Origin of the sequence: Flavobacterium sp. WC2416, from assembly GCF_041200095.1 — a bacterium.
GTDB lineage: Bacteria > Bacteroidota > Bacteroidia > Flavobacteriales > Flavobacteriaceae > Flavobacterium.
In genome coordinates this window covers 1,414,168-1,440,508 of sequence record NZ_CP165626.1, presented here as the reverse complement: position 1 = coordinate 1,440,508, position 26,341 = coordinate 1,414,168, and the positions used below count along the sequence as shown (strand labels likewise).

The 26,341-nt window shown below is 33.0% G+C and carries 22 protein-coding genes; 14 read left to right on the top strand and 8 right to left on the bottom strand.

Features of this window, described 5'->3' with window-relative positions:
- Window positions 1-2 precede the first annotated feature (2 nt).
- Genes mltG through dapF form a run of 3 tightly spaced genes read right to left on the bottom strand, consistent with a single transcriptional unit; the run spans window position 3 to window position 2,403 of the window.
- Complete coding sequence (gene mltG, locus AB3G39_RS06065) at window positions 3-1,043, bottom strand: endolytic transglycosylase MltG (protein WP_369752436.1); 1,041 nt, start codon at window positions 1,041-1,043, stop codon at window positions 3-5.
- 10 nt (window positions 1,044-1,053) lie between these two features.
- Window positions 1,054-1,587, bottom strand: coding sequence for a GNAT family N-acetyltransferase (locus AB3G39_RS06060; RefSeq protein ID WP_369766234.1), 534 nt, complete (start codon window positions 1,585-1,587; stop codon window positions 1,054-1,056).
- A 33-nt stretch (window positions 1,588-1,620) separates the two neighbouring features.
- Window positions 1,621-2,403, bottom strand: a complete 783-nt coding sequence (gene dapF, locus AB3G39_RS06055) for a diaminopimelate epimerase (RefSeq protein WP_369752438.1) — start codon at window positions 2,401-2,403, stop codon at window positions 1,621-1,623.
- Between the two features lie 137 nt (window positions 2,404-2,540).
- Between dapF and AB3G39_RS06050 the strand changes: the two genes are divergently transcribed.
- Both AB3G39_RS06050 and AB3G39_RS06045 read left to right on the top strand, forming a co-directional pair.
- Window positions 2,541-3,941 carry a trypsin-like peptidase domain-containing protein gene (locus AB3G39_RS06050; RefSeq protein ID WP_367771703.1) on the top strand — a complete coding sequence of 467 codons (1,401 nt, stop codon included), beginning with the start codon at window positions 2,541-2,543 and terminating at the stop codon, window positions 3,939-3,941.
- A 154-nt stretch (window positions 3,942-4,095) separates the two neighbouring features.
- Window positions 4,096-5,544: a glyceraldehyde-3-phosphate dehydrogenase gene (locus tag AB3G39_RS06045; protein ID WP_369752441.1), complete on the top strand. Its 1,449-nt coding sequence runs from the start codon at window positions 4,096-4,098 to the stop codon at window positions 5,542-5,544.
- 257 nt (window positions 5,545-5,801) lie between these two features.
- On the opposite strand, the gene AB3G39_RS06040 is transcribed toward AB3G39_RS06045, so the two are convergent.
- Complete coding sequence (locus AB3G39_RS06040; RefSeq protein ID WP_367774170.1) at window positions 5,802-7,208, bottom strand: APC family permease; 1,407 nt, start codon at window positions 7,206-7,208, stop codon at window positions 5,802-5,804.
- A gap of 408 nt (window positions 7,209-7,616) precedes the next feature.
- Here AB3G39_RS06040 and AB3G39_RS06035 point away from each other — a divergent pair, with 408 nt between their 5' ends.
- From AB3G39_RS06035 to AB3G39_RS06010, 6 genes are all read left to right on the top strand, one after another.
- The gene (locus AB3G39_RS06035) at window positions 7,617-8,351 is read left to right on the top strand and encodes a hypothetical protein (protein WP_369752442.1); all 735 of its coding nucleotides are present in this window, start codon (window positions 7,617-7,619) and stop codon (window positions 8,349-8,351) included.
- A gap of 36 nt (window positions 8,352-8,387) precedes the next feature.
- Complete coding sequence (locus AB3G39_RS06030; RefSeq protein WP_369752444.1) at window positions 8,388-9,140, top strand: hypothetical protein; 753 nt, start codon at window positions 8,388-8,390, stop codon at window positions 9,138-9,140.
- 77 nt (window positions 9,141-9,217) lie between these two features.
- A complete protein-coding gene (locus AB3G39_RS06025) occupies window positions 9,218-10,189 on the top strand; it encodes a tetratricopeptide repeat protein (protein WP_369752446.1) in 972 nt (323 codons plus the stop codon).
- A gap of 124 nt (window positions 10,190-10,313) precedes the next feature.
- The gene (locus tag AB3G39_RS06020; RefSeq protein ID WP_367771712.1) at window positions 10,314-11,396 is read left to right on the top strand and encodes an ATP-binding protein; all 1,083 of its coding nucleotides are present in this window, start codon (window positions 10,314-10,316) and stop codon (window positions 11,394-11,396) included.
- Window positions 11,389-12,066 (top strand): response regulator, encoded by a 678-nt coding sequence (locus tag AB3G39_RS06015; RefSeq protein ID WP_367771715.1) that lies wholly within the window; start codon window positions 11,389-11,391, stop codon window positions 12,064-12,066. The genes AB3G39_RS06020 and AB3G39_RS06015 overlap by 8 nt, the downstream gene beginning before the upstream one ends.
- Window positions 12,067-12,143: 77 nt before the next feature.
- Complete coding sequence (locus tag AB3G39_RS06010) at window positions 12,144-14,114, top strand: KUP/HAK/KT family potassium transporter (protein WP_369766233.1); 1,971 nt, start codon at window positions 12,144-12,146, stop codon at window positions 14,112-14,114.
- 108 nt (window positions 14,115-14,222) lie between these two features.
- Here AB3G39_RS06010 and AB3G39_RS06005 read toward each other — a convergent pair whose 3' ends face one another.
- A complete protein-coding gene (locus tag AB3G39_RS06005; RefSeq protein WP_367771720.1) occupies window positions 14,223-14,450 on the bottom strand; it encodes a CDGSH iron-sulfur domain-containing protein in 228 nt (75 codons plus the stop codon).
- 140 nt (window positions 14,451-14,590) lie between these two features.
- On the opposite strand from AB3G39_RS06005, the gene AB3G39_RS06000 reads away from it, so the two are divergent.
- The 5 genes from AB3G39_RS06000 to AB3G39_RS05980 all read left to right on the top strand — a co-directional run bounded on the left by AB3G39_RS06000 (window position 14,591) and on the right by AB3G39_RS05980 (window position 17,555).
- Window positions 14,591-15,190 carry a GNAT family N-acetyltransferase gene (locus AB3G39_RS06000; RefSeq protein WP_369766232.1) on the top strand — a complete coding sequence of 200 codons (600 nt, stop codon included), beginning with the start codon at window positions 14,591-14,593 and terminating at the stop codon, window positions 15,188-15,190.
- 154 nt (window positions 15,191-15,344) lie between these two features.
- Window positions 15,345-16,208 carry an NAD(P)-dependent oxidoreductase gene (locus AB3G39_RS05995; protein WP_369766231.1) on the top strand — a complete coding sequence of 288 codons (864 nt, stop codon included), beginning with the start codon at window positions 15,345-15,347 and terminating at the stop codon, window positions 16,206-16,208.
- A gap of 16 nt (window positions 16,209-16,224) precedes the next feature.
- Window positions 16,225-16,605, top strand: coding sequence for a PH domain-containing protein (locus AB3G39_RS05990; protein WP_367754829.1), 381 nt, complete (start codon window positions 16,225-16,227; stop codon window positions 16,603-16,605).
- Window positions 16,606-16,638: 33 nt separating this feature from the next.
- Complete coding sequence (locus AB3G39_RS05985) at window positions 16,639-17,007, top strand: iron chaperone (RefSeq protein WP_369766229.1); 369 nt, start codon at window positions 16,639-16,641, stop codon at window positions 17,005-17,007.
- An 89-nt stretch (window positions 17,008-17,096) separates the two neighbouring features.
- The gene (locus AB3G39_RS05980; protein WP_367754833.1) at window positions 17,097-17,555 is read left to right on the top strand and encodes a VOC family protein; all 459 of its coding nucleotides are present in this window, start codon (window positions 17,097-17,099) and stop codon (window positions 17,553-17,555) included.
- Between the two features lie 227 nt (window positions 17,556-17,782).
- On the opposite strand, the gene AB3G39_RS05975 is transcribed toward AB3G39_RS05980, so the two are convergent.
- A complete protein-coding gene (locus AB3G39_RS05975; RefSeq protein ID WP_369766228.1) occupies window positions 17,783-19,225 on the bottom strand; it encodes a LysM peptidoglycan-binding domain-containing protein in 1,443 nt (480 codons plus the stop codon).
- Window positions 19,226-19,509: 284 nt separating this feature from the next.
- On the opposite strand from AB3G39_RS05975, the gene AB3G39_RS05970 reads away from it, so the two are divergent.
- Window positions 19,510-20,853: a kelch repeat-containing protein gene (locus AB3G39_RS05970; protein ID WP_367771733.1), complete on the top strand. Its 1,344-nt coding sequence runs from the start codon at window positions 19,510-19,512 to the stop codon at window positions 20,851-20,853.
- Between the two features lie 71 nt (window positions 20,854-20,924).
- Here the strand turns inward: AB3G39_RS05970 and AB3G39_RS05965 are convergent, their stop codons facing one another.
- Window positions 20,925-23,186 carry an aconitate hydratase gene (locus AB3G39_RS05965; RefSeq protein ID WP_367771735.1) on the bottom strand — a complete coding sequence of 754 codons (2,262 nt, stop codon included), beginning with the start codon at window positions 23,184-23,186 and terminating at the stop codon, window positions 20,925-20,927.
- A gap of 121 nt (window positions 23,187-23,307) precedes the next feature.
- On the bottom strand, window positions 23,308-26,079 hold the full coding sequence (locus AB3G39_RS05960; RefSeq protein ID WP_367774172.1) for a bifunctional aconitate hydratase 2/2-methylisocitrate dehydratase: 2,772 nt from the start codon (window positions 26,077-26,079) through the stop codon (window positions 23,308-23,310).
- Between the last annotated feature and the right edge of the window lie 262 nt (window positions 26,080-26,341).

Here is a 26,341-nt window from a genome sequence, read left to right as displayed (position 1 = left end):
ACCTATCTTTTTACTCCTTGGCTGTTGATCCAATCCGAATATTTTTTAGCATTTTTATTATGCTCAGGCAAAGTCGCAGCAAATTCATGGTATCCAAAACGTTCTACACTAGCACAAAAATAAATAAAATCATTCTTTTCTGGATCCAATACTGCTTCTAGAGCTGTAATGTCGGGCATTGCAATAGGACCAGGAGGAAGTCCAATATTGACATAGGTATTATAAGGAGAAGACATAGTCAAGTCTTTAAAAAACACTCTTTTAATTACTTGATTAAAGTCATCGTCTTTTTTCTTGATAGCAAAAATTACTGTGGGATCCGCTTGAAGCGGCATGCCCAATCGCAAACGGTTTAAGTAAACTCCTGCAATTCTTGGTCTTTCATCTTTTTTAACCGATTCTTTATGTACGATAGAAGCTAAAATTGTAGCTTCAATTGGGTTTAAACCTTGTTTTTCTGCTTTAGCAACTCTTTCTTTATTCCAAAAATTACGGTATTCTTTAATCATCTTATCTCGAAACTTCTCTGCAGATGTGTTCCAATACGTTTCATAGGTATTAGGAATAAACATGGCCAAAACATTATCTTCATTAAATCCGTTTTCTTTCAAGAAGATAGAATCTTTAAATGAAGTTAATAATGATAAACTGTCCGCCTCAATTTGGGATCCTACTCGACCAGCAAGATTTTCCACTCGCTCTTGATTATTAAAAGCCAACTTTACAGGAACATTACTTCTTAAAGATTTGACTAATTCATAACTATTCATCCCTTTAGTAAAAAGAAAACGTCCCGATTTTACATTTTCAGGATAACTCATTTTACTGGCTACCATTTCTAAACGGTCGATATTTACGACATAATCTGCCAATATTTTTTTGACATCAGTATACGTTGCATTTGTTGGGATATGAACATAAACTTCTTTATCTGAAAACTTAGTGTTAGCAGCAAAAATTTGGCTCATCAAAACAAAACCGTAAATGATTAATCCACTTACTAAAACAACAGCTGCGATGGTAATATATTTTTTAAAATTCAAAACTTAAATATTAAAGTTGATTATTGATTAATTGAAAAACGGCTTCGTCTTTGTAAACACCATTCACCAGATTCCAATCTTTTTTTGTACCTATATTTTGGAATCCAAATTTAGTAAAAAGAGCGATACTAGATTTATTTTCAGTCCCAATATTTGCATATAATTGATGTAAATTTAAATGGTGAAATGAATACTGAATTAAAAGCTCCAAAGCTTCGGACCCAATGTTCTGTTTTCGATTTTCCTGCCCTTGAATTACAATCCCTACTCCTGCTCTATTATTCTTTGGATCAAAATCAAATAAATCGATTAATCCCAATGCAGGAAAGTCTTGGTCTTGACATATGGCCAAACGCAATTGCTTGGCTTCATAAATATCTTGATGCGCATTCTCCAAGTATTGCTTCACTAAAAATCGACTGTAAGGAGTTTGCGTGTTGCTTACTTCCCAAATACGCTGATCATTCTCAATGGCATAGATGAACTCTAAATCATTAGGTTCCAATGCGCGGATGTATATATTTTCGCCTTTTAGAGTTATCATACAAATTTTGTGAGTTGAAGTTTTAGGCTTTTATTAAATTTCAATAACACCTTTAAAAACAAATTTGGCTGGTCCTATTAGAAAAACATTAGTATATACATTGTTCTTTTTATCAAAAGAAACGGCTAGTTTTCCACCTTCCACATTCAAATCGATAGTTGTAGCATCAGTAACTCCTTTGGCATTCATCGCAATTGCAACCGCAGTCACACCAGTTCCACAAGCTAATGTTTCATCTTCAACTCCTCGTTCATAAGTACGGACCGAAAAAGTAGTATCATCAATTTTATTTACAAAATTGATATTACTACCCGCTTTTCCATATAAATCACCGTATCGAATTGCAGCACCATTTTCTTTTACATTATAATGTTCTAAGTCCTCTACTAACTGAACATGATGTGGAGATCCTGTATTCAGGAAAGAATAATCAGGAGTTTCTTTGATCTCTAAAACATCAATCATTTGTAATGATACAATTCCGTCTTCTGCTACACTTGCATGATGTAAACCATCTATAGCGTTAAAAGTAGCATCGTTTTTAATGACCTTTAGCTGTTGGGCGAAAGCCACTAAACATCTTCCTCCATTACCACACATAGTACTTTGATTCCCATCTGAGTTGTAATACACCATTTTAAAATCGGCTTCAGGATCATTTTCTAATAAAATAAGTCCATCTCCGCCAATTCCAAAACGCCTGTCACATAAATGAGCAATCAACTGTATATTTTCTTTTGGAAAAGTATTCGAACGATTATCAATCATTACAAAATCATTTCCGGTTCCTTGGTATTTATAAAATTCTATTTGCATTATTTTTTTAATTGTGTTTCACAAAAGTACGAACTATTAATGAAATGTTAATCATTGTTAAAGAGCGTTAAACTGTTTTTTAACAATCTAAAATAGCTTTATTTTTACTAGACAAATAACGTAAAACACACTCTATTATGAAAAAATATTCACACCTATTACTGGTGTCTCTGCTTAGCGGAGCCATAACATTAGGGGCTTACAAATTATTATTTGACACTAATGGTTATTTTTCCAACTCAAATCATTCCATAACTACCCTTGCAAACAACTCATTTACCAAAAATGTAGGCCTATCCCCAGATGTACTTGATTTTACCGATGCGGCAGAGAAAACAATTCACTCTGTAGTCCATGTAAAAAATGTTTCATACAAAACCGTTACTAATCCTATGCTGGAATATTATTACGGGTACAAAGGAGGGCAAACCCAGGAGCAAGTAGGAACAGGATCTGGAGTAATAATTTCAGAAGATGGTTATATTGTGACCAACAATCACGTAATTAAAGATGCCTCAGAAATTGAAATTACCTTAAATAATAAAAAAACATACAAAGCAAAACTGATAGGAACCGACTCTAAAATGGATATTGCTTTGTTAAAAATTGATGCCGACGAAAAGCTTCCTTATACTGCTTTTGGAAATTCTGATTCCGTAAAAGTAGGTGAATGGGTTCTTGCCGTAGGAAATCCATACAACTTAACGTCTACAGTAACGGCTGGAATTGTTTCGGCAAAAGCGAGAGATATTGGAACAAGTGGAATCCAGTCCTTCATTCAAACTGATGCTGCCGTTAACCCTGGAAATAGTGGTGGTGCTTTAGTAAACACCCGCGGAGATTTAATAGGAATCAATACCATGATCTCTTCTATGACAGGTTCTTATGTAGGATATTCATTTGCAGTTCCTTCTAATATTGCTCGAAAAATTATCGAAGACATTATGGAATATGGCAATGTACAAAGAGGAATTCTAGGTGTAGAAGGTGGGGAATTGAACGGCCCTGTTTCTAAAGAATTAGGAATCAACCAGACAGAAGGATTTTACATTAAAAATGTAACCAAAAAATCAGGAGCTGAGAAAGCTGGACTTACAAAGGGAGATATCATTGTGAAATTAGACAGTCAAAACATTGCTACTTATGCTGACTTATCTGGATATATTAACACTAAAAGACCTAATGATAAAGTGGATGTAACCATTATTAGAGACGGAAGTAAAAGAACTCTACCTGTAATTTTGAGTAAAAACGAATTTTTTAGTACGGAGTTCAAAGGAATTGAATTAGAAAATATTGACGCCACTGATAAAAAGAAATTTCACTTGGATTACGGAGTAAAAATTAAATCTATCAATAACGAAAATTTGGTCCAATACACAGATGAATTAAAAGGAAATATTATTTTGAGTATTGACAACGTAAAAGCCAAAGACATCGAATCAGTTTCCAAACTTTTAAATAGCAAAGACGAAAGTCAAAGTGTAAGACTAGAAATGGTCAACAAAAATGGAGAAGTATTTCGAATAATCATTTAATTCGATTCTTAAAAATCAAGGAAAGCCAGCTCATTCATTGAGTTGGCTTTTTTTATTTGAAAAAAAATGAAAAATAGTCTACGAAATCGATTGAAATGGGTATTTTTGCACCAAATTTAAAAAAATAACTACTCAATTTTTCAAATTTTCAAGTATGAAAAACACAGCTTTGTACCAAAAAGAAGTCTCATCTCAGGTAGATAGACGACGGGCGGGAGTCAAATTAATTAAAATCGTTAGTGATTTATGGTATGACAAATCCATAGAAATGGTTTTATTTAAAAATCAATTATTAGACAAAAATGTAAGTGACATTATCAACTTGCATCAATATGCAGCCGATTTTGTAGGCAAACCTATTAGTATTTTTGATACCGTTGAAATTGCCAAAGTAGTTCGAGAATTAGACTTACCTCCTTCCAAGTTGGACATTGGTAAACTAACTTACGAATACCTTTTAGAAGAAGACAAATTTGAAGATGCGAGACATTTTGTATTGGATAAACTGAAAGAAGCTAAAACTTCTGAAGAAATCCAACCCAAAGATGTAGTTCTTTATGGTTTTGGAAGAATTGGTCGTTTATTAGCTAGAGAGTTAATGTCTAAAACAGGAAAAGGAAATCAATTGCGATTGAGAGCGATTGTAACTAGAGATAAAAACGATGCTTCCAGTCTTGAAAAAAGAGCTTCTTTATTGCGTTATGATTCCATTCATGGTGATTTTCAAGGATCAGTTTCTGCCGATGTTGCCAATAATGCCTTAATTATCAACGGAACAACAGTACATATTATTACTGCTAATGCGCCTGAAGAAATTGATTATACAGTCTATGATATTGACAATGCTTTAATTATAGACAATACTGGTGCTTTTACAACTGAGGAAGCTTTAAGCAGACATTTAGTTTCAAAAGGAGCACACAAAGTATTGCTGACTGCACCAGGAAAAGGAGTTCCTAATATTGTTCACGGGGTAAACCAAAACGAATACAACCCAGACGAAATTAATATTTTCTCTGCAGCTTCTTGTACTACTAATGCCATTACGCCAATCCTAAAAGCAGTCGAAGATACTTTAGGCGTTGTAAAAGGACATTTAGAAACAATTCATTCGTACACAAACGACCAGAACTTAGTAGACAACATGCACAAAAAATACCGTCGTGGTAGAGCTGCTGCTTTGAATATGGTTATTACTGAAACGGGTGCTGGAACTGCTGTTGCAAAAGCACTACCATCTTTAGAAGGAAAATTAACTTCAAATGCCATTCGTGTTCCTGTTCCGAATGGATCTTTGGTTGTATTGAATTTAGAAGTTTCTAAGAAAACATCAATAAAAGAAATAAATTCGATAATGAAGAAATACGCTCTTGAAGGAGAGTTAGTAGAGCAAATCAAATACTCTATGAATAACGAATTGGTCTCTTCGGATATCGTGGGTACATCGGCACCATCGATCTATGACAGTAATGCAACTATCGTTTCTAACGATGGAAAAAACATTGTATTATACATCTGGTATGATAATGAATACGGTTACAGCCACCAAGTAATTCGCTTGGCAAAATATATTGCAAAAGTAAGACGTTTCACGTACTACTAGCAAATCGCTTACAGGTTGGAATTTGTAATTGCAGATTTTTAGTTTTTAGTTTTTAGTTCAAGTTTTAGATTTAAAGAGTATTGCAATCCAACCTGTATCTAATAAAAAATCCGTTTCGATTAATTTCGAAACGGATTTTTTTATTCTTATTAAAAAGAAAATAGAAGATAGAATCAAAAAAACAAATTATAAAGCATAACAGATTCTAATCTTTTGATTCTTACCCCTTGATTCTAGCTTCTTCTCTCTATAGTAACCTACTCTTTCGCTTTTGTCAAATAATAAACTGGAATACCTATTAACATAATCAATACACCCCAGCCACTTGTACTCGTTTTAGTGTAAAGCAAAGCAATACAAATTGCACTTGCAATAATGATATAAATAGCAGGAATTACTGGATATCCAAAAGCTTTATAAGTACGTTCAGCATCAGGTAATTTTCTACGCAAAATGAAGATTCCTAAAATAGTCAAGATGTAAAAGATCAAAACGATGATGACTACAAAGTCCAATAAGTCACCATATTTCCCTGTTAAACACAAAGCCGAAGCCCAAACACATTGTGCCCAAATAGACCAAGCAGGAACGCTTGCTTTATTCAGTTCAGCTGCTTTTTTGAAGAAAACACCATCTTGTGCCATCGTATAATACACTCTTGCACCAGCCATAATTAAACCGTTATTACAAGCAAAAGTCGAAATCATAATCATTACCGCAATAATCAAGGTCCCTATAGAGCCAAAAATATATTGTGAAGCCACTACCGCTACTCTATCTGACTCGGCTGTTGCTATTTCTTGCAAAGGCACAACCGCCAAATACATTAAGTTTGCCAAAATATAAATTACACTTACAATCAAAGTCCCCAAAAACAAACTCAATCCTACATTGCGTTTTGGGTTCTTAATTTCGGCAGCAATAAAAGTTACTCCTTCCCAAGCCACACTCGAAAACATCGATCCTACCAAAGCAGCCGATATTCCCGATATCAAAGCCGTTCCGCTAATAGGCATCCAAGAACCACTCGCTACATCCAGTGATTGCGATGTCCAGGCATTAGCCCAGTTCGCATCCCAAACCTCAGCTTTAGCGGCAAAAAAACCAAAAAGAATTAATCCCGCCAAAGATAAAATCTTGATTACCGTTAACACGGTTTGTAAAATCTTAGAGTTTTTTACCCCACGACTGTTGATATAACTCAATAAAATAATTGTAAAAATAGAAACCAGTTGCGCTGCATTCAGTTTAAAATCTCCTATTTCATATAGGATGTTTTTATCACTAAACGACGGAAATAAATAGGCAGCAAACTTGGAGAAAGCTACACCCACTGCAGCAATCGTTCCGGTTTGAATCACTGCAAAAAAGCTCCAGCCATATAAAAACCCAATTAATTTACCGTATGCTTCCTTAATGTATACGTATTGACCGCCCGCTTTAGGAAACAAGGCACTCAACTCGCCGTAACTCACCGCAGCAATCACCGTAATAACACCCGTAAGCACCCACATGGCAATCAACCATCCAGCCGAACCCAATTGACGAACCATATCAGAACTCACTATAAATATTCCCGAACCTATCATCGATCCCACCACCAGCATGGTTCCGTCCAGCAGGCCGAGTTCTCTCTTAAAATCGTCTTGGTTATTGTCTTGCATATTTGTTTTTGGTTTTAATGGTTGGCTAAAGATATACTTTTTTTCTAAAAACTTTAAGGTATCCTTAAAACTTACGCTTATTCTTTTTGGCGTGTCCTTGTTACAGAAAATTTCAGCAAAATAACTGCTTAAGTGCGGCAACAAGGTCAGGCTATCCGTTTCAAATAAAATTCACTGAATACCAAATAAAATAATATCAGATGAAGTAATCTCCCTGAAAAACGGGAGGATTTCCACTGCTATCCTTCACGCAACACAAAAATATAATTACTTAATTTACAATTTAGTAAAAATTGAATTCCAAAAAATGATTTGATAAAATAACAAGAAAAAACGCACTCAAGACATCGATTTGAAGATGAAATTTATATATATTTGATTAAAGCTTTAAGGTAATTACAACTTTAGATGATGAAAGTGTACAGAAAAAAAAGACAACATAGTAAACCAACTTTTCCAAAAGTGACACTTCATCAACTTGACTGGTTGGAGTGGATTTCAATTGGGCTTTGTATTTGGTTTTGGTTTTATCCTCATCCATATAAATTAGTTTTTGGTTTAGTTCTTTCGTTACCTATAATTGGACTCATTATAAACGGACTCTCAAAACCAAACCTAGCTTCATTAGTTTCAATTACAAATCAGAAAGGCGAAGAGAAATACGATCTTGCTGACTTTATAGAATTTCCTGGGCTTATTATTTTTATTAGGGTTTTAATTGATTACGAATTTGAAAGTTTTTTTAGCATATTAAAAGTAGGTACTATTAGTTTTCTTTTATTGCTTGTTATACTTGGAACAACACATAAACTTGTCCATAAAACGAATCCTAATATAGTACTAATTTATCTTACAGTTGTAGGTAATATTGCTATATATAGTTATGCAGCAACGTACGGAATTAATTGTGTTTTCGACAATTCTATCCCGAAAATTTATCAGGCTAAAGTAATCAACAAATCAATAAGCAGTGGAAGACGAAGTACAACATATTATTTTAGAGTTGAACCTTGGGGGCACCATCGTGATGCCGAAAATATATCAATAACAAAAACTCAATATAATGAAACAGAAATTGGACAAACAGTTTCAATTGATTTCAAAGAAGGTCTCTTAAATATACCTTGGTATTACATTGAATAATAATCTTATAACAAAAGACTAACCTCCATCTAACCTATGAAAAAAATAATTGCAATTCCAATATTACTATTTAGCCTAAAATCTTTATCACAACAAATAGACACAATTAAGCTTTCTGAAATAAAATTATGCGAATTAACCTTAGACAATCTAAAACAAAAAGACGCTACAATAATTCAAGTCAAGTTAGATGAAATGGACTTATGTACAGATGGCTTTGTACAAGATGAAAGATTTGAGAATCTAATTGGCTACGCCTCTATACTATATCCTGGTGTAATTTTTCAAAAATACAAATCAGATTTAAATACAATTGCAAAAATTCACTTAACCAAAGATTTTAAAGGATATTTACCTGATGGAAATTATGTTGACTTAAAGTATTTAAAAGCAAAAGATGTTCTTATAAAATATGATAGTTTGAATGTTTGGACTTCTAGAGGTTGTTCTGATTATTTAGGAATAAATAAAAGCAAAGCGCTTTACTTTTATGTAAAACTAAATAAGAAAAAAGAACCTCGTTATCCAATAGACTCAAAATACTACTCAGAACAGCAAATTGAAGGAATTGATATTGTTTCAGATTGTTACTCATTTAACAAAAAAGACAATCCAACAATTCAACCACTTTACATTCTTGATGGAAAAGAAGTGAATGAAGATATTTTGAGAGCAATTAAACCCGAAGATGTTGAGTCTATTAATGTTTTAAAAGATAAAAGTGCAGTTGACAAATATGGAGAAAAAGGAAAAAATGGCGTGATTGAAATATTTTCAAAAAGCAAATAATATAATTATTCCTGCAAAAAACAAATTAGCCTTCAAATAAAATTAGCTCAATATTTAAATTAATATTAATCAAATCTATGAAAAAATTAACATTACTACTCCTTATACTTTCTTTTTATTCAAAAGGTCTTGCTCAAGAAACTAAAAAATCAAATACTGACACCCTTTTGAAAGAGTTGGCTGAAAACAGCTGCAAATGCATAGATTCAATTAATGTTTACGATAAAGCTACTGATATAGTAGCAAAAGAAATTAGTAAATGTATTGATGAACAAACTGGAGCACTTCAACTAGGTAAAAAACTAATGAATATCAAAGACTTGAAAAAAAATGCCAAAGAGAAAGAAGGCAAAAAACAAGTGGATATTTCAATTGATTTTAACAAAAATTCAGAAGAGTATAAAAAATCTTATTACGAATTAGAACGGTATATGATGAGTAATTGTAGCTCTATAAAAGACAAAGTGGCGTCAACTGAAAAACAAAGTACAAAATCAGTATCAGAGAATAAAAAAGCTTTAGAATTTTATTCCAAAGGTCAAAAAGAATCTAAAAATGAAAATTATGAAAAAGCAGCACAATATTTTGAAAAAGCAGTGAAAGAAGATCCTGAATTTGCCTTTGCTTGGGATAATTTAGGCATTAGTTACAGACAATTAAATAATTTTGACAAAGCCATTGAATCGTATAAAAAATCTTTAGAATTAGACCCAAATGGATTAATGCCTTTGCAAAATATCGCAATTGTATATCAATATAAAAAAGAATATTCTAAAGCCATAGAAGCCTATGAGAAATTAGCTAAAGTAGACAACAACAATCCTGAAGTTTTTTATGGCATAGGAAATGTTTACACAACAAACCTAAAGGATTACGAAAAAGGATTAGATAATATGTGCAAAGCCTACAATCTATACATCGATCAAAAATCACCTTATAGAACTGACGCCGAAAAAATTATTAATATCATTTATTCTGAAATGAAAAAACAAGGAAAAGAAGAGCAATTTAACACTATTTTAAAGGCCAATCATATTAATCAAAACTAATGAATGCATCATTAGACTGATTTTTATTTCGTATCATAATAACTTCATCTACGCAACTCAAAAAACAACTCTTATTTATTTAACGAATTGAATTACTTTTGTTGAAACATAAAACAACTTTATCTTGAGAAAATTTAAAGCAAAAAAACATTCAATACTAATGCAGTCTTCCATTAGCATCGCATTGGTATTTACTGTTTCAATAATCTGTTTTTTTTCCTTAAAATATATCGATTACAGGATAACTGCATTAATTCTACTGATGACGGTTTCTATTGTTGCAATGCTTTTTGAAATTATACCAGTTGTAGTAACAGCTATTTTAAGTGGTTTGATTTTAAATTTCTTCTTTATACTTCCTCTTTATACTTTTCATATTACAAATACCGAAGACATATTACTGTTTTTAATGTATTTTATTATAGCGTTAGTAAATGCCGTTTTAACCTTAAAAATTCGAGAAGCCGAAAAAAAAGCAAGAGATAAAGAAGAGAAAGAAAAAACAATAAAGCTATACAATACCTTACTCAATTCCCTATCTCATGAGTTGCGAACCCCAATAGCTACAATTATTGGAGCAATTGACATACTCAAAGAAAATAAAAACAAACTTTCAGAAATAAATCAGAACGCACTATTAGATGAAATTGACTCAGCTACTATTCGACTCAATAGACAAGTAGAAAACTTATTAAACATGAGCCGATTAGAAACTGGAATGCTAAAACTAAAACTAGACTGGTGTGATAGTAATGAACTTATTTATGGAGTAATTCAAAAAATAGCAACCATAAAAAACAATCATACCATTCATTTTATTTCAAATGAAAAATTACCATTATTCAAGCTAGATGCAGGATTAATGGAAGAAATTATTCAAAATTTAATAACTAATGCACTACAATATACTCCCAAAAACTCAATCATAAAAATTGAAGCTTCACATCAAAATGACAGTTGCGTTTTTTCAGTTTCTGACAACGGAAATGGCTTCCCTGAAAGTCAAATTCAATTTGCTTTTGATAAATTCTACCGATTACCAAGCACAAAAACGGGAGGAAGCGGCCTTGGACTATCTATTGTAAAAGGTTTTGTTGAAGCCCATAATGGGACTATAAAATTAAAAAATAATCTGAATTCTGGTGCCAATTTCACCGTAACAATTCCTACGGAAACCTCTTATTTAAACAATCTCAAAAATGAATAAAGCCGAAATATTAGTGATTGATGATGAAGCGCCAATTAGAAAACTATTAGAAATTACATTAGAAAGTAACGACTACAAAGTGTGGCTTGCCGAAACAGGAAAAGAAGGAATTCTTATGGCTGTAAATCATCCTCCAGAATTAATTTTATTAGATATTGGTTTACCTGATAAAAGCGGACACGAGATTCTTAAAGAATTACGCACTTGGTACAATAAGGCAATTATTATCCTATCTGTACAAGACAGCGAAGATGATATTGTAAAAGCACTAGATAATGGAGCCACTGATTACCTAACAAAACCGTTTAGAAACGCCGAACTTTTGGCACGAATTCGTTCAGTAATTCGACGAAATCAATTACAAAATGATTGTAGTATTCTTACTTGTGGAGATTTACAAATTGATTTTGGAGCTCGAATCATAAAACAAAATGACGAAGTATTAAAATTAACTACAACCGAATTCAATTTATTATCCCTTTTTATGAAAAATGAAGGTCGAGTATTAACACATCAATTTGTCTTAAAAGAAATTTGGGGAGTGGCCTACCAAACAGAAACACAATACTTAAGAGTTTTTGTAGCAACATTGCGCAAAAAAATAGAAGAAAACCCAAACCACCCAAAACACATCATTACTGAAAGTGGTGTTGGATATCGTTTTATCTAATCTTTATAAAATCTTTATATTCTGCAAATACCATTTTAAAGACCTTTGTATCATTAGAATTTTAAAAAAATTACACAATGAATACAACAAAAAATGGTGTCGCTAATAAAGTAACTATTGCATCACTTTTAGTCGCACTTGGTATTATTTATGGAGATATAGGAACAAGTCCTCTCTATGTTTTCAAAGCAATTATTGGATCTAGAGATATTAACCTAATGTTAGTATATGGTGGTGTTTCCTGCGTTTTTTGGACTTTGGTTTTTCAAACAACAATCAAATATATTTGGCTTACACTTCGAGCAGACAACCACGGTGAAGGTGGGATTTTCTCTCTTTACGCCTTAGTTAGACGTTACGGCAAAAAATTAGTTATTCCAACAATACTTGGAGCTACAACCCTATTGGCCGATGGAATTATAACACCACCTATCTCTGTTTCCTCTGCAATTGAGGGTTTAAATATGGTACACGGTTTAGAAAATATAATTATTCCTGGTAATTTTTTAACTATTGGAATTGTAGTAGCTATTTTATCATTATTATTTTTCTTTCAGCGTTTTGGAACTCAAGTCATAGGTAAAGCATTTGGTCCTATAATGACAATTTGGTTTACAATGTTGTTAGTGTTTGGAATTAAAGAAATTGCGCAACACACAGACATATTACACGCATTAAATCCGTATTATGCTTATGATTTATTAGTAAATTACCCTAAGGGCTTTTGGTTATTGGGTGCTGTTTTCCTCTGTACAACAGGAGCCGAAGCTCTATATTCGGACTTAGGACATTGCGGTATAAAAAACATTCGCATCACTTGGGTTTATGTAAAAATAAGTTTAGTTGTTGCATACTTAGGACAAGCAGCTTGGCTTATGCATCAAGGCGAAACTTTATTAAATGGTAGAAATCCTTTTTTTGAAATTATCCCCACCTGGTTTTTATTACCTAGTGTCATAATTTCTACTTTTGCTACAATTATTGCCTCTCAAGCCTTAATAAGCGGAAGTTTCACCCTAATTAGTGAAGCTATGAACCTGAATTTTTGGCCTCGAATTACGGTAAGACAACCCAGTGACAGCAAAGGTCAAATATACATCCCAAGTATCAATACCATACTTTGGTTTGGATGTGTTTTAATGATGGTTTACTTCAAGGAAAGTGCACACATGGAAGCTGCATATGGTTTCTCTATTACCATTACTATGATGATGACCTCCTTATTATTAAGCTATTTTATTTATTATAGATTAAAATGGAAAAAAATATACGTCATCTTATTTCTAACCATTTTTGGAACTATTGAAATATCTTTTTTCATAGCAAATGTGGCAAAAATTAAAGAACGTTGGATGTTTTTATTCTTCGAATTGTTCATTTTTATGGTAATGTACATTTGGTATTATGCTCGAAAAATCCACAATCGTTTTACAAAATTTGAAGAAATAGGAAAATACAGTTCCCAACTTACAGAATTAAGTCAAGACGATGCCATTCCAAAATTTGCAACGCATTTAATATATTTAACTAAAGCTGACAGAAGACATGAAATAGAAGATAAAATAATCAAATCTATTTTTGCTAAAAAACCAAAACGTGCCGATGTATATTGGTTTTTACACATCAATCGTACCGAAGACCCCTTTACATTATCGTATGATGTTTCGGAATTAGTTGATGATAAAGTTATAAAAATAAACATCAATGTAGGGTTTCGAATACAACCTAAAACGGAACTTTATTTCAAAAATATAGTAAAAGAATTAGTAAACAATAAAGAACTTAATTTAGATATTCGTCCTGACGGATCCAGCAAATACAATAACGAGCCTGATTTTAAGTTTATTGTAATTGAGAAATTTTTATCTATCGAAAACGAATTTACATTACGTGAAGGGCTATTACTAAATGGTTATTTCTTATTGAAACGTTTAGGAGTAAGTGATGAAAAAGCATTTGGATTAGAAAAATCAGATGTTGAGATAGAACAAATTCCTTTAGTTTATCAGCCTATAACTAATATTAAATTGGATCGTGCAACAAGGTAACAACAAGTTTTTTAAACCCTCGTAAACATAATAATTCTACCACAATAAAAAAGCTGCATTTACTCAAAATGCAGCTTTTTTATAATTCAATTAGAAAACAAAACTTATTTATTTTGTTTTCATTGGTGGCAAATCAAACGCAGCTGATTCATGGTCAAAACCGTTGCGGTGTGAACCATCGCAAAAAGGTTTGTTAGATGACAATCCGCAACGACAAAGCCCTAATGCTGTTCTTCCTTCTAATCCGTATACTTTTCCTTCACTATCCATTATTTCAAAATCGCCTTCTATTTTAATAGAACCGTTCTTGTTGATTATTAATTTTGTCTTGCTCATAATGCTATTTATTTCTTTTTGGTTCAAAGATTGCAAAATAAAATATACAATTTTGTATTCGTGGGTATTTTTTATAATTTAAATTCCTAATTTACATCAATTCTATTTTATATAAAGTGTACTTAAATTCAATTAAAGACATGAAAAATGAACCTTCAGATACTGATTTTTTGGCTTCTTTACAATTTCAACCTTTAACCAAAAAGAATTGGAATCAGTTTGTACAATTATTTGGTAACAATGGGGCTTGCGGAAACTGTTGGTGCATGTATTACCGACTTAAAAAAAGTGATTTTGACGAAGGAAAATGCAATGATGGAAATAAAGAAGCGATGAAAGAACTTGTGTGGGACAATCAACCCACGGGAATTTTAGCTTTTTATGAAGATATTCCCATTGCTTGGTGTGCCTTTGCTCCAAGAGAAGACTTCTCAAAGCTAGCAAGATCCAGAGTGCACAAACCCATTGATGACAAATTAGTTTGGTCTATCCCCTGTACATTTATTGCAAAAAAATTCAGACGCCAAGGTGTTTCTGTCGCGCTATTAAAAGGGATTGCAAACTATGCCAAAACAGTAGGTATAAAAATATTAGAAGCGTATCCTACTATTCCCAGTCAAGAAAAACTCCCCGATTCTTTTGCTTGGATTGGGTTATATAAATCATTTGAAAGAGCTGGTTTTGAGATTGTCGATAGAACTTCTAAGAATAGACCGATGGTTCGCTATTATATCGAATAACAAAATCATTAAATTTTTAAAACACGATAATAATTATAATTTATTACTGAAAAATAAACGGTAAATTAGTGCTTCTTTTCTGAGGTTTATAGAAGAGCTCTATGCTCAAATAAAAATCAGATTATTTTTTTAAAAACAAATTAGCGCTATAAAAATGAATACATTAAAATTAGGATGGGTAGGCCTTGGAAACATGGGAAATCCAATGGTAATGAACTTGCTAAAAGCAGGTTTTGAAGTAACTGTTTTCAACCGAACTAAAGATAAAGAAGCTCCACTAATTGAAGCAGGTGCTACAACAGCAAATAGTCCACAAGAACTGATGGAAAAATGCGATGTTGTCATTACTATGTTATCCAATGATGCTGCAGTAAAAGAAGTTTTTGAAAGCCCAACGGGTTTATTATCCAAAGAGTATCCTACGAAAGTTATTATCAACATGAGTACCGTTTCGCCTGAAACATCTCGTTATCTGGCAAGCAGTTGTAGTACCCATAATGTCCATTTTATAGATGCTCCAGTTTCAGGAAGTGTTAAACCTGCTCAAGATGGAACACTAGTAATTCTTGTAGGTTCAAGTACTACTGATTACGAATTAGCAAAACCTATATTTGACGTTTTAGGTAAAACTGCAATACACGTAGGGGAAGCGGGTGTAGCAAGTTCAGCTAAACTAGCGATTAATTACCTTTTAGGACTCAACCTACAAGGATTAGCCGAAACCGTATTGTTTGCCGAAAGTAATGGAGTGAGCAAAGAAGACATGTTAAACATAATTAATGCTGGTGCGTGTGGCAACGGAATTACCAATATAAAAGCACCTTCTATCTTAAATGACTCCTACCCTGCCGCCTTTGCCTTGAAACATCTAGTTAAAGATTTACGATTAGCCAAAGAAGCGGGACTAGATTCTCCATTGATACATCCATTATTTAATAGTTATGCTGCAGCAGAAAAAGAAGGATTAGGAGATCAAGATGTAATGGCAATTTTAAGTAGTTTAAAAAATAAACAATAATTTACAATAAAAATATATGGGATTATTTTCAGCGCTTTTGGGTAATGCAGGAACTGTAAGCCAAGAACAATTAATGAAAGAATACGGTCAACTTTTAATTGATGGAGAAGAAATAGAAATGGGTTTTAAACTCATTCGAGACACTTTTATTTTTACCACCAAACGACTAATTCTAGTGGACAAACAAGGTTTAACCGCAAGTAAAACCGAATACAAATCAATATCCTATAAAAGTATTTCAAGATTTAGTGTTGAAACAGCCGGAACATTTGATCTTGATGCCGAACTTAAAATTTGGGTCTCTAGTGAATTGCAGCCTAGCATCAGAAAACAGTTTAATAAATCAGTCAATGTATATGAAGTACAAAAAGTATTGGCGCATCATGTTTTAAAGTAATACCTAAAAAGAAGTTTACCTAGATTTGAAAGTATGGAACGCGCGCAAAAAAATATAGATAGTTATATCAAAGATTTTCCAAAAGAGATACAAATTATCTTGGAAAAAATGAGAGAAACCATTAGAAATAGCGCTCCCAAAGCAAAAGAAACTATTAAATATGGTATTCCCACTTTTACTCTGCATGGCAACTTGGTACATTTTGCAGCTTTTAAAAATCATATTGGTTTTTATCCTACACCAGGTGGTATAGATGCTTTCAAACAAGAACTTTCAATATACAAAGGTGCAAAGGGATCTATTCAGTTTCCTTTTGACAAAGAAATACCCTATGATTTAATACGCAAAATTGTTGATTATAGGGTAAAAGAAAATGAAATGAAGACCCCTACAAATAAATAAAAGTGCAATACCATTAAATTAACTATCTAGTATACTAGCAAATAATCCCGATTCATTTAAAAAATTATTACTTTAGTAAAAAAAATATCATGAAAAAATTAGGTTTATTATTACTTGTACTTGTAGGTTCTGGTTCGCTTTGGGCGCAGGAATCTAATTTCTTTTCACTAACATTAAATCACGACGCCATATCGGTTAAGGATGTAAACCGTTCGGTTGATTTTTATAAAAATGTATTGCACCTTCAAGAAATTACGAATCGCACCGAAAAAGAAGGAATTCGCTGGATGTCACTAGGTGATGGAAAAGAACTACACCTTATTTCTACTATCAAAGAACCTGTCGTTATTAATAAAGCAGTGCATATTGCATTTACAACTCCGGAATTTGACCATTTTATGAATGTTTTAAAAGAAATGAAAATTACGTACTCTGATTGGGCAGGTTCATTGAACAAAATTAGCATTAGAGCTGATGGGATTCAACAAGTCTACATTCAGGATCCTGATGGGTACTGGATTGAAATAAATAGTGCTGAAAAAATATAAACTATTTTCGTTGCACTACACCAATAGCCCTGATGCAAGTGAAAGCATTATGAAATTCTTCCCCTCTTTTTCTTGAACTAAAAGAGCGACTAAAAGAAGCTCCTTTTAGGGCATTAGAAAAAAGGGAAGAAATAAAATAAGGCTGTAACGACAGCAGAAAAAAGCTCCATAAAAAAACTCCCAAGTAGCCTTGAGAGTTTTTTTATATATCTAATATGTGATTTATATTACAAAACACGATTGATTTGAGTTAACTTCTTACTATAATACTTTTCTTTTATCGAAGAAATAATAACTCCGCCGCCTACAGAAGCGTGGATGAATTTAATATCTCCATCATTTACTTCGACTACCATTCCAACATGATTAATTTGTCTTCTTCCATTAGTTTTAAAGAAAATTAAATCTCCTTTTTGTGCATCTTCATTATTTATTTTAACACCATAACGAGACTGCTCAATAGAAGTTCTAGGCAAATCGATATCAAATGCACCAAAAGTAGTACACATGAGACCGGAACAATCAAAACCCTCTTTTGTAGTTCCACCTGTGCGGTAGCGAGTCCCTATATTTTCAGAAGCGGTTGAAACTAATTGATCTAGAAAATCAGTTCCGTGAAAACCTTTAACATTATAATCTGGGGTTTGTGACGTTTCTGCAATTACTTCTTTAACAATAACGGGTTCAACAATTTTAAGACTATGAATTGACAATTTATAACCTACAGGTAGTCTTTTTACTATTTTAGGATTTTGTCTCTCTAGTTCTTTAACTGAAATACCAAACTCTTTTGCTATACCATATTTAGTTTCTTTAGGTAAAACTTCACGGGTTATTACTGAAGTTTCAACTATTTTATTATCTAATACAACTGGCTGAACAGGGTCTAAAATTACTTTTTCAGTTACTGTTTTATTATTATTATTATTATTATTATTATTATTATCAACAGTTGCGATTGGCTTAGTACTATTTTCTGGTTTCACAGGAATAATAATCTTTTGACCAATTTTTAATGCTTCTGTCTCCAATATTGGATTTGCTTTGTCTAAATCGGCAACCGTAATCCCATATTCTTTTGCAATAGCATATTTGGTTTCACTAGGTTGTATCTCACGAACAATTCCATCAGTAGTAGTTTCAGCAACAATTGAATTTGTTTCTGTTTCTTTTTTTGATGGTGTTTTTTCGGGAACTGTTGTTTTTGGATTTTCTTTTACTGGTTGTTGTACAGCTACTTGTTGCGTTGTAGTATTTAATTCGTTTCCTGGAATAGTGATTTTTTGACCTTTTTTTAATCCTGATTTTTCAAGTGCAGGATTGCTTTTGTATAGATCATTGACCGTAACTCCATATTGTTTAGCAATACCGTAAAGTGTTTCTTTGGAAAGAACTGTATGTGTTTTTTCAGGAAAATTGGTAGTAATTTCGGTAGTTGCAATTTTACCTTTTACTGTAGTTGAAGGAATTAATAGAACGGTGTGAAACTTTATCCCTTTTTTGGCATCAGGATTAAGTTCATAAATAGCACTTGTCTTGACATGGTATTGTTGTGCTATTTTAGTAATTGTCTCTCCTTTAGAAACGGTATGTTTTGTGTACTTTTCTTGCGAAAAAGAACTGAGCCCAGTTAAAAATACCATCCCTAAAATCCAATTACTATACCTCATAAAATACATTTAAACGCTACATACAAAAAACAACACCTTAATTACCAGCAATATATAAAAAAACTTTAATAAAAATCAATTATTTTTTATACTTTAAATTATAAAAAATCAAAAAAATCATTTGATAAAAGCGAATTTAACCAATTAATACAAATATCGTATTTTTTTAACAACTCTTTATATAGAATTTAACAAACCTCAAAAATTAAAAAAACTTTTTAAAATACAGTCATATTATCCTTACTTTTAATTCTAAAATAGAATCTCATATTAAAATTAATGCTTTGAAAAAATTAATATTCCTTTTTACATTTTCCTCCTTACTTACGTACGCACAAAGTATAAAAGGAGTTGTCCTAGATAAAAACACAAACCTAGGTATTGAGGATGTCAATATTACCTCCCAAAAAACAACGGCAACTGCATTAACGGATGAAGACGGCAAATTTAACTTAAAATTGAAAAATGAAATTCAATATAATGATTCCATCTATTTTTCGCATATAGGTTATATTACAAAAGGAATTCTTATTTCAGAATTCAAAAAAAATAATTTTTCTATCCAACTAGAAACTGAAATTGAAAATTTAAAAGAAACGACTATATACAGTACCAAAAATTTAAAAAGTAAAATTAGCTTCACCAAGTTAAGCAACTTAAAAAAAGGGATTTACTCTTTTGGCTCTGTATTAATTGATGGTAAAATATACGTAATTGGTGGTGATACTTCATTTGAATCAGATGCTTTCAAAAAATTGCAATACGAAAACCCCGACTTTACTTTGGAAGATTATATGAGAGAATTAGCTACGCAGTTCAGTGGTACTGCATTTTCAGGCAATTTATATATTTACAACATAAAACAAGATTATTGGGAAAAATCAACAGCTGACTTCAGAAAAAGAGCGTATCATAATCTTAATTATTATGACAATAAAATATACGTAATAGGTGGCAGAAGAAGATCTAGAAATGGTGTCTATGATTATTTAGAAAATACTATTGAAGTATACGATTTGAAAAATAAAACAATTGAAATTGATAAAACAAATCCACACCAAGCCACCAATTTTTCTTCATTTACCTATAAAGATAATATAATCCTCTTGGGAGGATCCACAAAATCAAATGAAAAAGGGGAGAAAATATATTCCAAAGAAGTTCACAACTATGATACTAAATCTGGATATTGGTACAAACTAGAAGACATGCCTACTGCAAAGGAAACATCCGGTGTTCTAGTAGGAGACAAAATTTATTTAATTGGTGGCTACGACAATAAACCATTAACAGAAATTACAACTCTCGATTTACTAACTGGGAAGTGGGATACAATTGGCAATCTACCATATGCAATGGAAAAACCTGCTTTGACAGTAAATAATGATACGATATATATATTTGAAAACGGGAAAATTATCACATTGGACCTCAATTCCAATATTTTAAAGGAATACTTAATTGACTTACCCATGAAGACTTCTCAATTGTATTTCTATAATGATACTATATATTTACTTGGGGGTTCAATAGAAAACTATTATTCGAAGAGCCCATCTGCTAATCTTTACAGTATTGATCTAAATGAATTTACTATTACAAAAATTTACCACTTAAAAACTTTATAACTTGATAAGATTACAAACAAAAAACGCTCTGTTTTCACAGAGCGTTTTTAAATATATAATAAAACTAAAAATTAAGCTTCAGCTGCAATTAAGTTTAATGCTGATCCAGCAACATACCAACCAATTTGCCCTTCATTGTATGTATGGTTAGCCAAGATAATATCTTTACTTCCATCAGCATGAACAAATTCTATTGATATTGGTTTCGCTGGAGCAAAATCGACTAAATCAATAAAGTTGATTGTATCATCTTCTTGGATTTTATCGTAATCTGCTTCATTAGCAAAAGTCAATCCTAAAAGTCCTTGTTTTTTAAGATTCGTTTCATGGATACGAGCAAATGATTTTACTAGTACTGCTTTTACTCCTAAGAAACGAGGTTCCATTGCAGCATGCTCACGAGAAGAGCCTTCCCCATAGTTATGATCTCCAACAACAACGGAAGGGACTCCAGCTGCTTTGTATGCACGAGCAACTGCAGGAACTGCATCATATTCACCTGTTAATTGATTTTTAACTGAATTTGTTTTTTGTGTGTACGCATTTACTGCACCAATCAACATATTATTAGAAATATTATCTAAATGTCCACGAAAACGCAACCATGGTCCAGCCATAGAAATATGGTCCGTTGTACATTTACCAAATGCTTTAATAAGCAATTTAGCTCCTGTAATATTTTTTCCGTCCCACGCATCAAATGGAGCTAATAATTGTAGTCTATCCGATGTTTCACTAACCACTATTTTAACACCAGAACCATCGGAAGCAGGCGCTTGAAATCCATTATCATCAACATCAAATCCTCTTTTTGGTAATTCATCACCATAAGGAGCTTTCAATTTCACTTCTTCTCCATTATCATTCAATAAAGTATCCGTTAATGGATTGAAATCTAATCTTCCTGAAATTGCTAACGCAGCTACCATCTCTGGTGAAGTTACGAAAGCATGTGTATTTGGGTTACCATCTGCTCTTTTTGAGAAGTTACGGTTGAAAGAGTGCACAATTGTATTTTTCTCCTGTTTATCAGCTCCTGCTCTATCCCATTGTCCAATACATGGTCCACAAGCATTTGTAAATACTTTTGTACCCATTTTTTCAAATGTAGCAATTATACCATCTCTTTCAATTGTAAATCTAATTTGCTCTGAACCTGGATTAATTCCAAACTCCGCTTTTGGAGTAATTCCATGCTCAACAGCTTGATTTACGATAGATGCTGCACGAGCCATATCTTCGTAAGAAGAGTTGGTACAAGAACCAATTAATCCCCATTCTACTTTTATAGGCCATCCATTTGCAGCAGCTTCTTCTTTCATTTTAGAAACTGGAGTACCTCTATCTGGAGTAAAAGGCCCATTGATATGTGGTTCTAATTCTGATAAATTTATTTCAATTACTTGGTCAAAATAGTGCTCAGGATTAGCATAAACTTCAGGATCGCCTGTTAAATAATCAGCCACTTTATCAGCAGCATCCACTACATCTTGACGACCCGTTGCAGATAAATACCTACGCATAGAATCATCATAACCAAATGTTGAAGTTGTAGCTCCAATTTCGGCACCCATATTACAAATTGTACCTTTACCAGTACAAGACATATTAGTAGCACCTTCACCAAAATATTCAACAATAGCACCAGTTCCCCCTTTTACAGTAAGAATATCAGCTACTTTTAAGATCACATCTTTTGGAGCAGTCCAACCAGATAACTTTCCAGTTAACTTAACACCAATTAATTTAGGAAATTTTAATTCCCATCCCATACCTGACATTACATCAACGGCATCAGCTCCACCAACACCTATTGCCAACATACCTAATCCACCTGCATTCACAGTATGAGAGTCAGTACCAATCATCATTCCGCCTGGAAAAGCATAATTCTCCAAAACGATTTGATGAATAATCCCCGAACCAGGTTTCCAGAATCCAATTCCGTATTTATTTGAAACAGAAGAAAGGAAGTCAAAAACTTCACTTGACTGTTGTTTTGCTACTGCTAAATCTTTCTCAGCACCTACTTTCGCCAAAATTAGGTGATCACAATGTACCGTTGTAGGCACCGCTACCGTTTTCTTACCTGCATGCATGAATTGCAACAAAGCCATTTGAGCAGTTGCATCTTGACAAGCTACTCTATCTGGAGCAAAGTCAACATAATCAACTCCTCGTCCGTACGCTTGCTTTGCCTTTCCGTCCCACAAGTGGGTATATAAAATTTTCTCTGTTAAAGTTAGCGGACGACCCACTACCTCGCGTGCAGCATCAACACGAGCAGCCATGTTGTCATACACTTTTTTAATCATATCAATATCAAAAGCCATAATATATAAGTGTTTTTGTTGTTCAATTTTAAACACCACAATATACAAAAAAATGAGGAGCTATAAAAAAAAGCCTGAGTTAATAACTCAGACTTTTCATATATTTAATAAAGATTAACAATTACCTAACTAATTGCTTATGAGGAGGTGCAAACTTAGTCAAATTGATTCCTTTTACAGCTACTTTGTATTCTTCTATAGTAGGAGTTCTACCTAAAATTGTGGATAAAACTACAACAGGTGTAGACGAAAGTAATGACTCTCCTTTTTTACCTTCAGTATCCTCAACAACTCGCCCTTGGAAAAGACGTGTAGAAGTTGCCATTACCGTATCTCCTTTGGCGGCTTTTTCTTGATTACCCATACATAGGTTACATCCTGGACGTTCTAAGTACAACATTTTTTCGTATGAAGTACGTGCTATCGCTTTAGGTATGTTATCATCAAATTCAAAACCAGAATACTTCTGTAAAATCTCCCAGTCTCCTTCTGCTTTAAGTTCATCTACGATATTATAAGTAGGTGGCGCCACTACAAGCGGTGCTTTGAACTCTACCTTACCTTGTTGCTCATCTATGTTTTTAAGCATTTGAGCCAGAATTTTCATATCTCCCTTGTGAACCATACAAGAACCTATAAAACCAAGATCTACTTTTTTATCACCACCATAGAAAGAAAGTGGTCTAATTGTATCGTGCGTATATCGTTTAGAAACATCAATATTATTTACGTCTGGATCTGCAATCATTGGCTCTGCAATCACATCAAGATCAACAACAACTTCAGCAAAATACTTAGCATCTGCATCTGGAGTCAATGCTGGTTTGTCACCTGATTTGATTTCCGCAATTCGCTTATCAGCAATAGCAATCAATCCTTTCAGAACTTGTGTTTTATTATCCATTCCTTTATCAATCATGATCTGGATTCTACCTTTTGCAATCTCTAAAGATTCGATTAATGTAGCATCTTCAGAAATACAGATAGAAGCTTTCGCTTTCATCTCTGCAGTCCAATCCGTAAATGTAAAGGATTGGTCAGCTGTAAGAGTACCAATATGTACCTCAATAACTCGTCCTTGGAACACGTTATCTCCTTTAAACTGATGAAGCATCTGAGATTGAGTAGCATGAACTACATCACGGAAATCCATATATTCCTTCATTTCCCCTTTGAAAGTTACCTTCACAGATTGCGGGATTGGCATAGAAGCCTCACCTGTAGCCAATGCAAGTGCAACGGTTCCTGAGTCAGCACCAAAAGCAACTCCTTTAGACATTCTGGTATGAGAGTCACCACCAATAGTAATTGCCCAGTCATCAACTGTAAGGTCATTTAATACTTTATGAATAACATCCGTCATTGCAAGATATTCTCCTTTCGGGTCACGTGCAGTAATCAAACCGAAGTCGTTCATAAACTTCATTAATCTAGGGATATTTGCCTTAGACTTATTATCCCAAACTGAAGCAGTGTGGCACCCTGATTGATAAGCACCGTCAACAATTGGCGAAATCACAGTAGCAGCCATAGACTCTAACTCCTGAGAAGTCATCAAACCAGTTGTATCTTGCGAACCCACAATATTTACGGTAACACGCACATCTGAACCAGCGTGCAATACTTTACCTGGAGTAGTTCCAACAGCGTTTTTATTGAATATTTTTTCAACTGCAGTTAGACCTTGTCCTTCAATAGAAATTTCTTTTGATGCAGCGTACACTTGAGGTATATCAATATTTAAAGTTTTACAAGCAAATGTTTGTAATTTTTTACCAAAAACGATAGCATAAGACCCACCCGCTTTTATAAATTCCACTTTTTGAGGAGTTAAAGAAGATGAAATATCAATCAATTCTTTGTCCCCATTATATAATTTCTTAGTCTTTGTGTTGATTGTAAGAACAGTTCCTGTAGCAACAGAGTACACTTCTTCAAGAATAGCCTCTCCTGCTGCATCAACGACAACATTTCCTTCTGCATCTAATTTTTTAGCCCAGTTTTTAAGATCAATCCCAATCCCACCTGTTACCCCAACAGTTGTTAGGAAAATTGGTGAAATACCGTTTGTACCGGCAATAATTGGAGCAATATTGATAAATGGAACATACGGACTTGCTTTTTTACCTGTCCATAATGCCACGTTGTTAACACCTGACATTCTTGATGAACCTACGCCCATAGTACCTCTCTCAGCGATTAACATAACGCTTTTATCAGGATTAGCTTCTGCCAATGCTTTAATTTCATCTTGTGCTTCAGGAGAAATCAAACATTTACCATGCAATTCACGATCCGATCTTGAGTGTGCTTGGTTTCCTGGAGAAAGTAAATCAGTTGAAATATCTCCTTCACCAGCGATATAAGTAATTACCTTAATTTCTTCAGCTATTTCTGGTAATTTTGTAAAGAATTCTGCTTGAGCATAGCTCTCTAAGATTTCTTTTGCTACAGCATTACCGCTTTTATAAGCCTCTTCTAAACGATCAGTATCTGCTTCATAAAGAAAAACTTGTGTTTTTAATACTGCCGCAGCATCTTTTGCAATAGCAGCATCAGCACCTAAAGCTAAGTCTAGCAACACTTCAACCGAAGTTCCACCTTTCATATGTGATAACAACTCTAAAGCAAAAGCAGGAGTAATCTCAGCAACAACTGATTCTCCTAAAATAATTTCTTTCAAAAATTTAGCTTTTAAACCTGCCGCAGGAGTAGTACCCGGTACCACATTATAAATAAAAAAGTCAAGAGAACTTTCTCTATCCTTGTTATTTAAATCTTTAATTTGCGAAATAACATCGCTTAGTAATTCAGCACCATCAATTGGCTTTGGGTTAAGTCCTTGGTTTTTTCTTTCTTCAATCTCTTGGATGTAATCCTGATACGTATTCATAATAGAAGTCTTTTTCAATTTTAATAGCAGATTCCATTGATAATTTCAATATCAAAAAGCCATTATATATAGGTGATTTTTGTTTTTTCAAGTGCAAATTTACATATTAAAGATGAGAATTAAAAAAATTTAATAGAGGTGCCCTTTTCAAAAATTATTATTATCTAATACTGATTTTTAATGCGTATAATTAGTAAAATAGAAAAAATTTAACACTAAAATGATTAATCCGTAATCAAACATTTGTATTAGTATTTTTTCT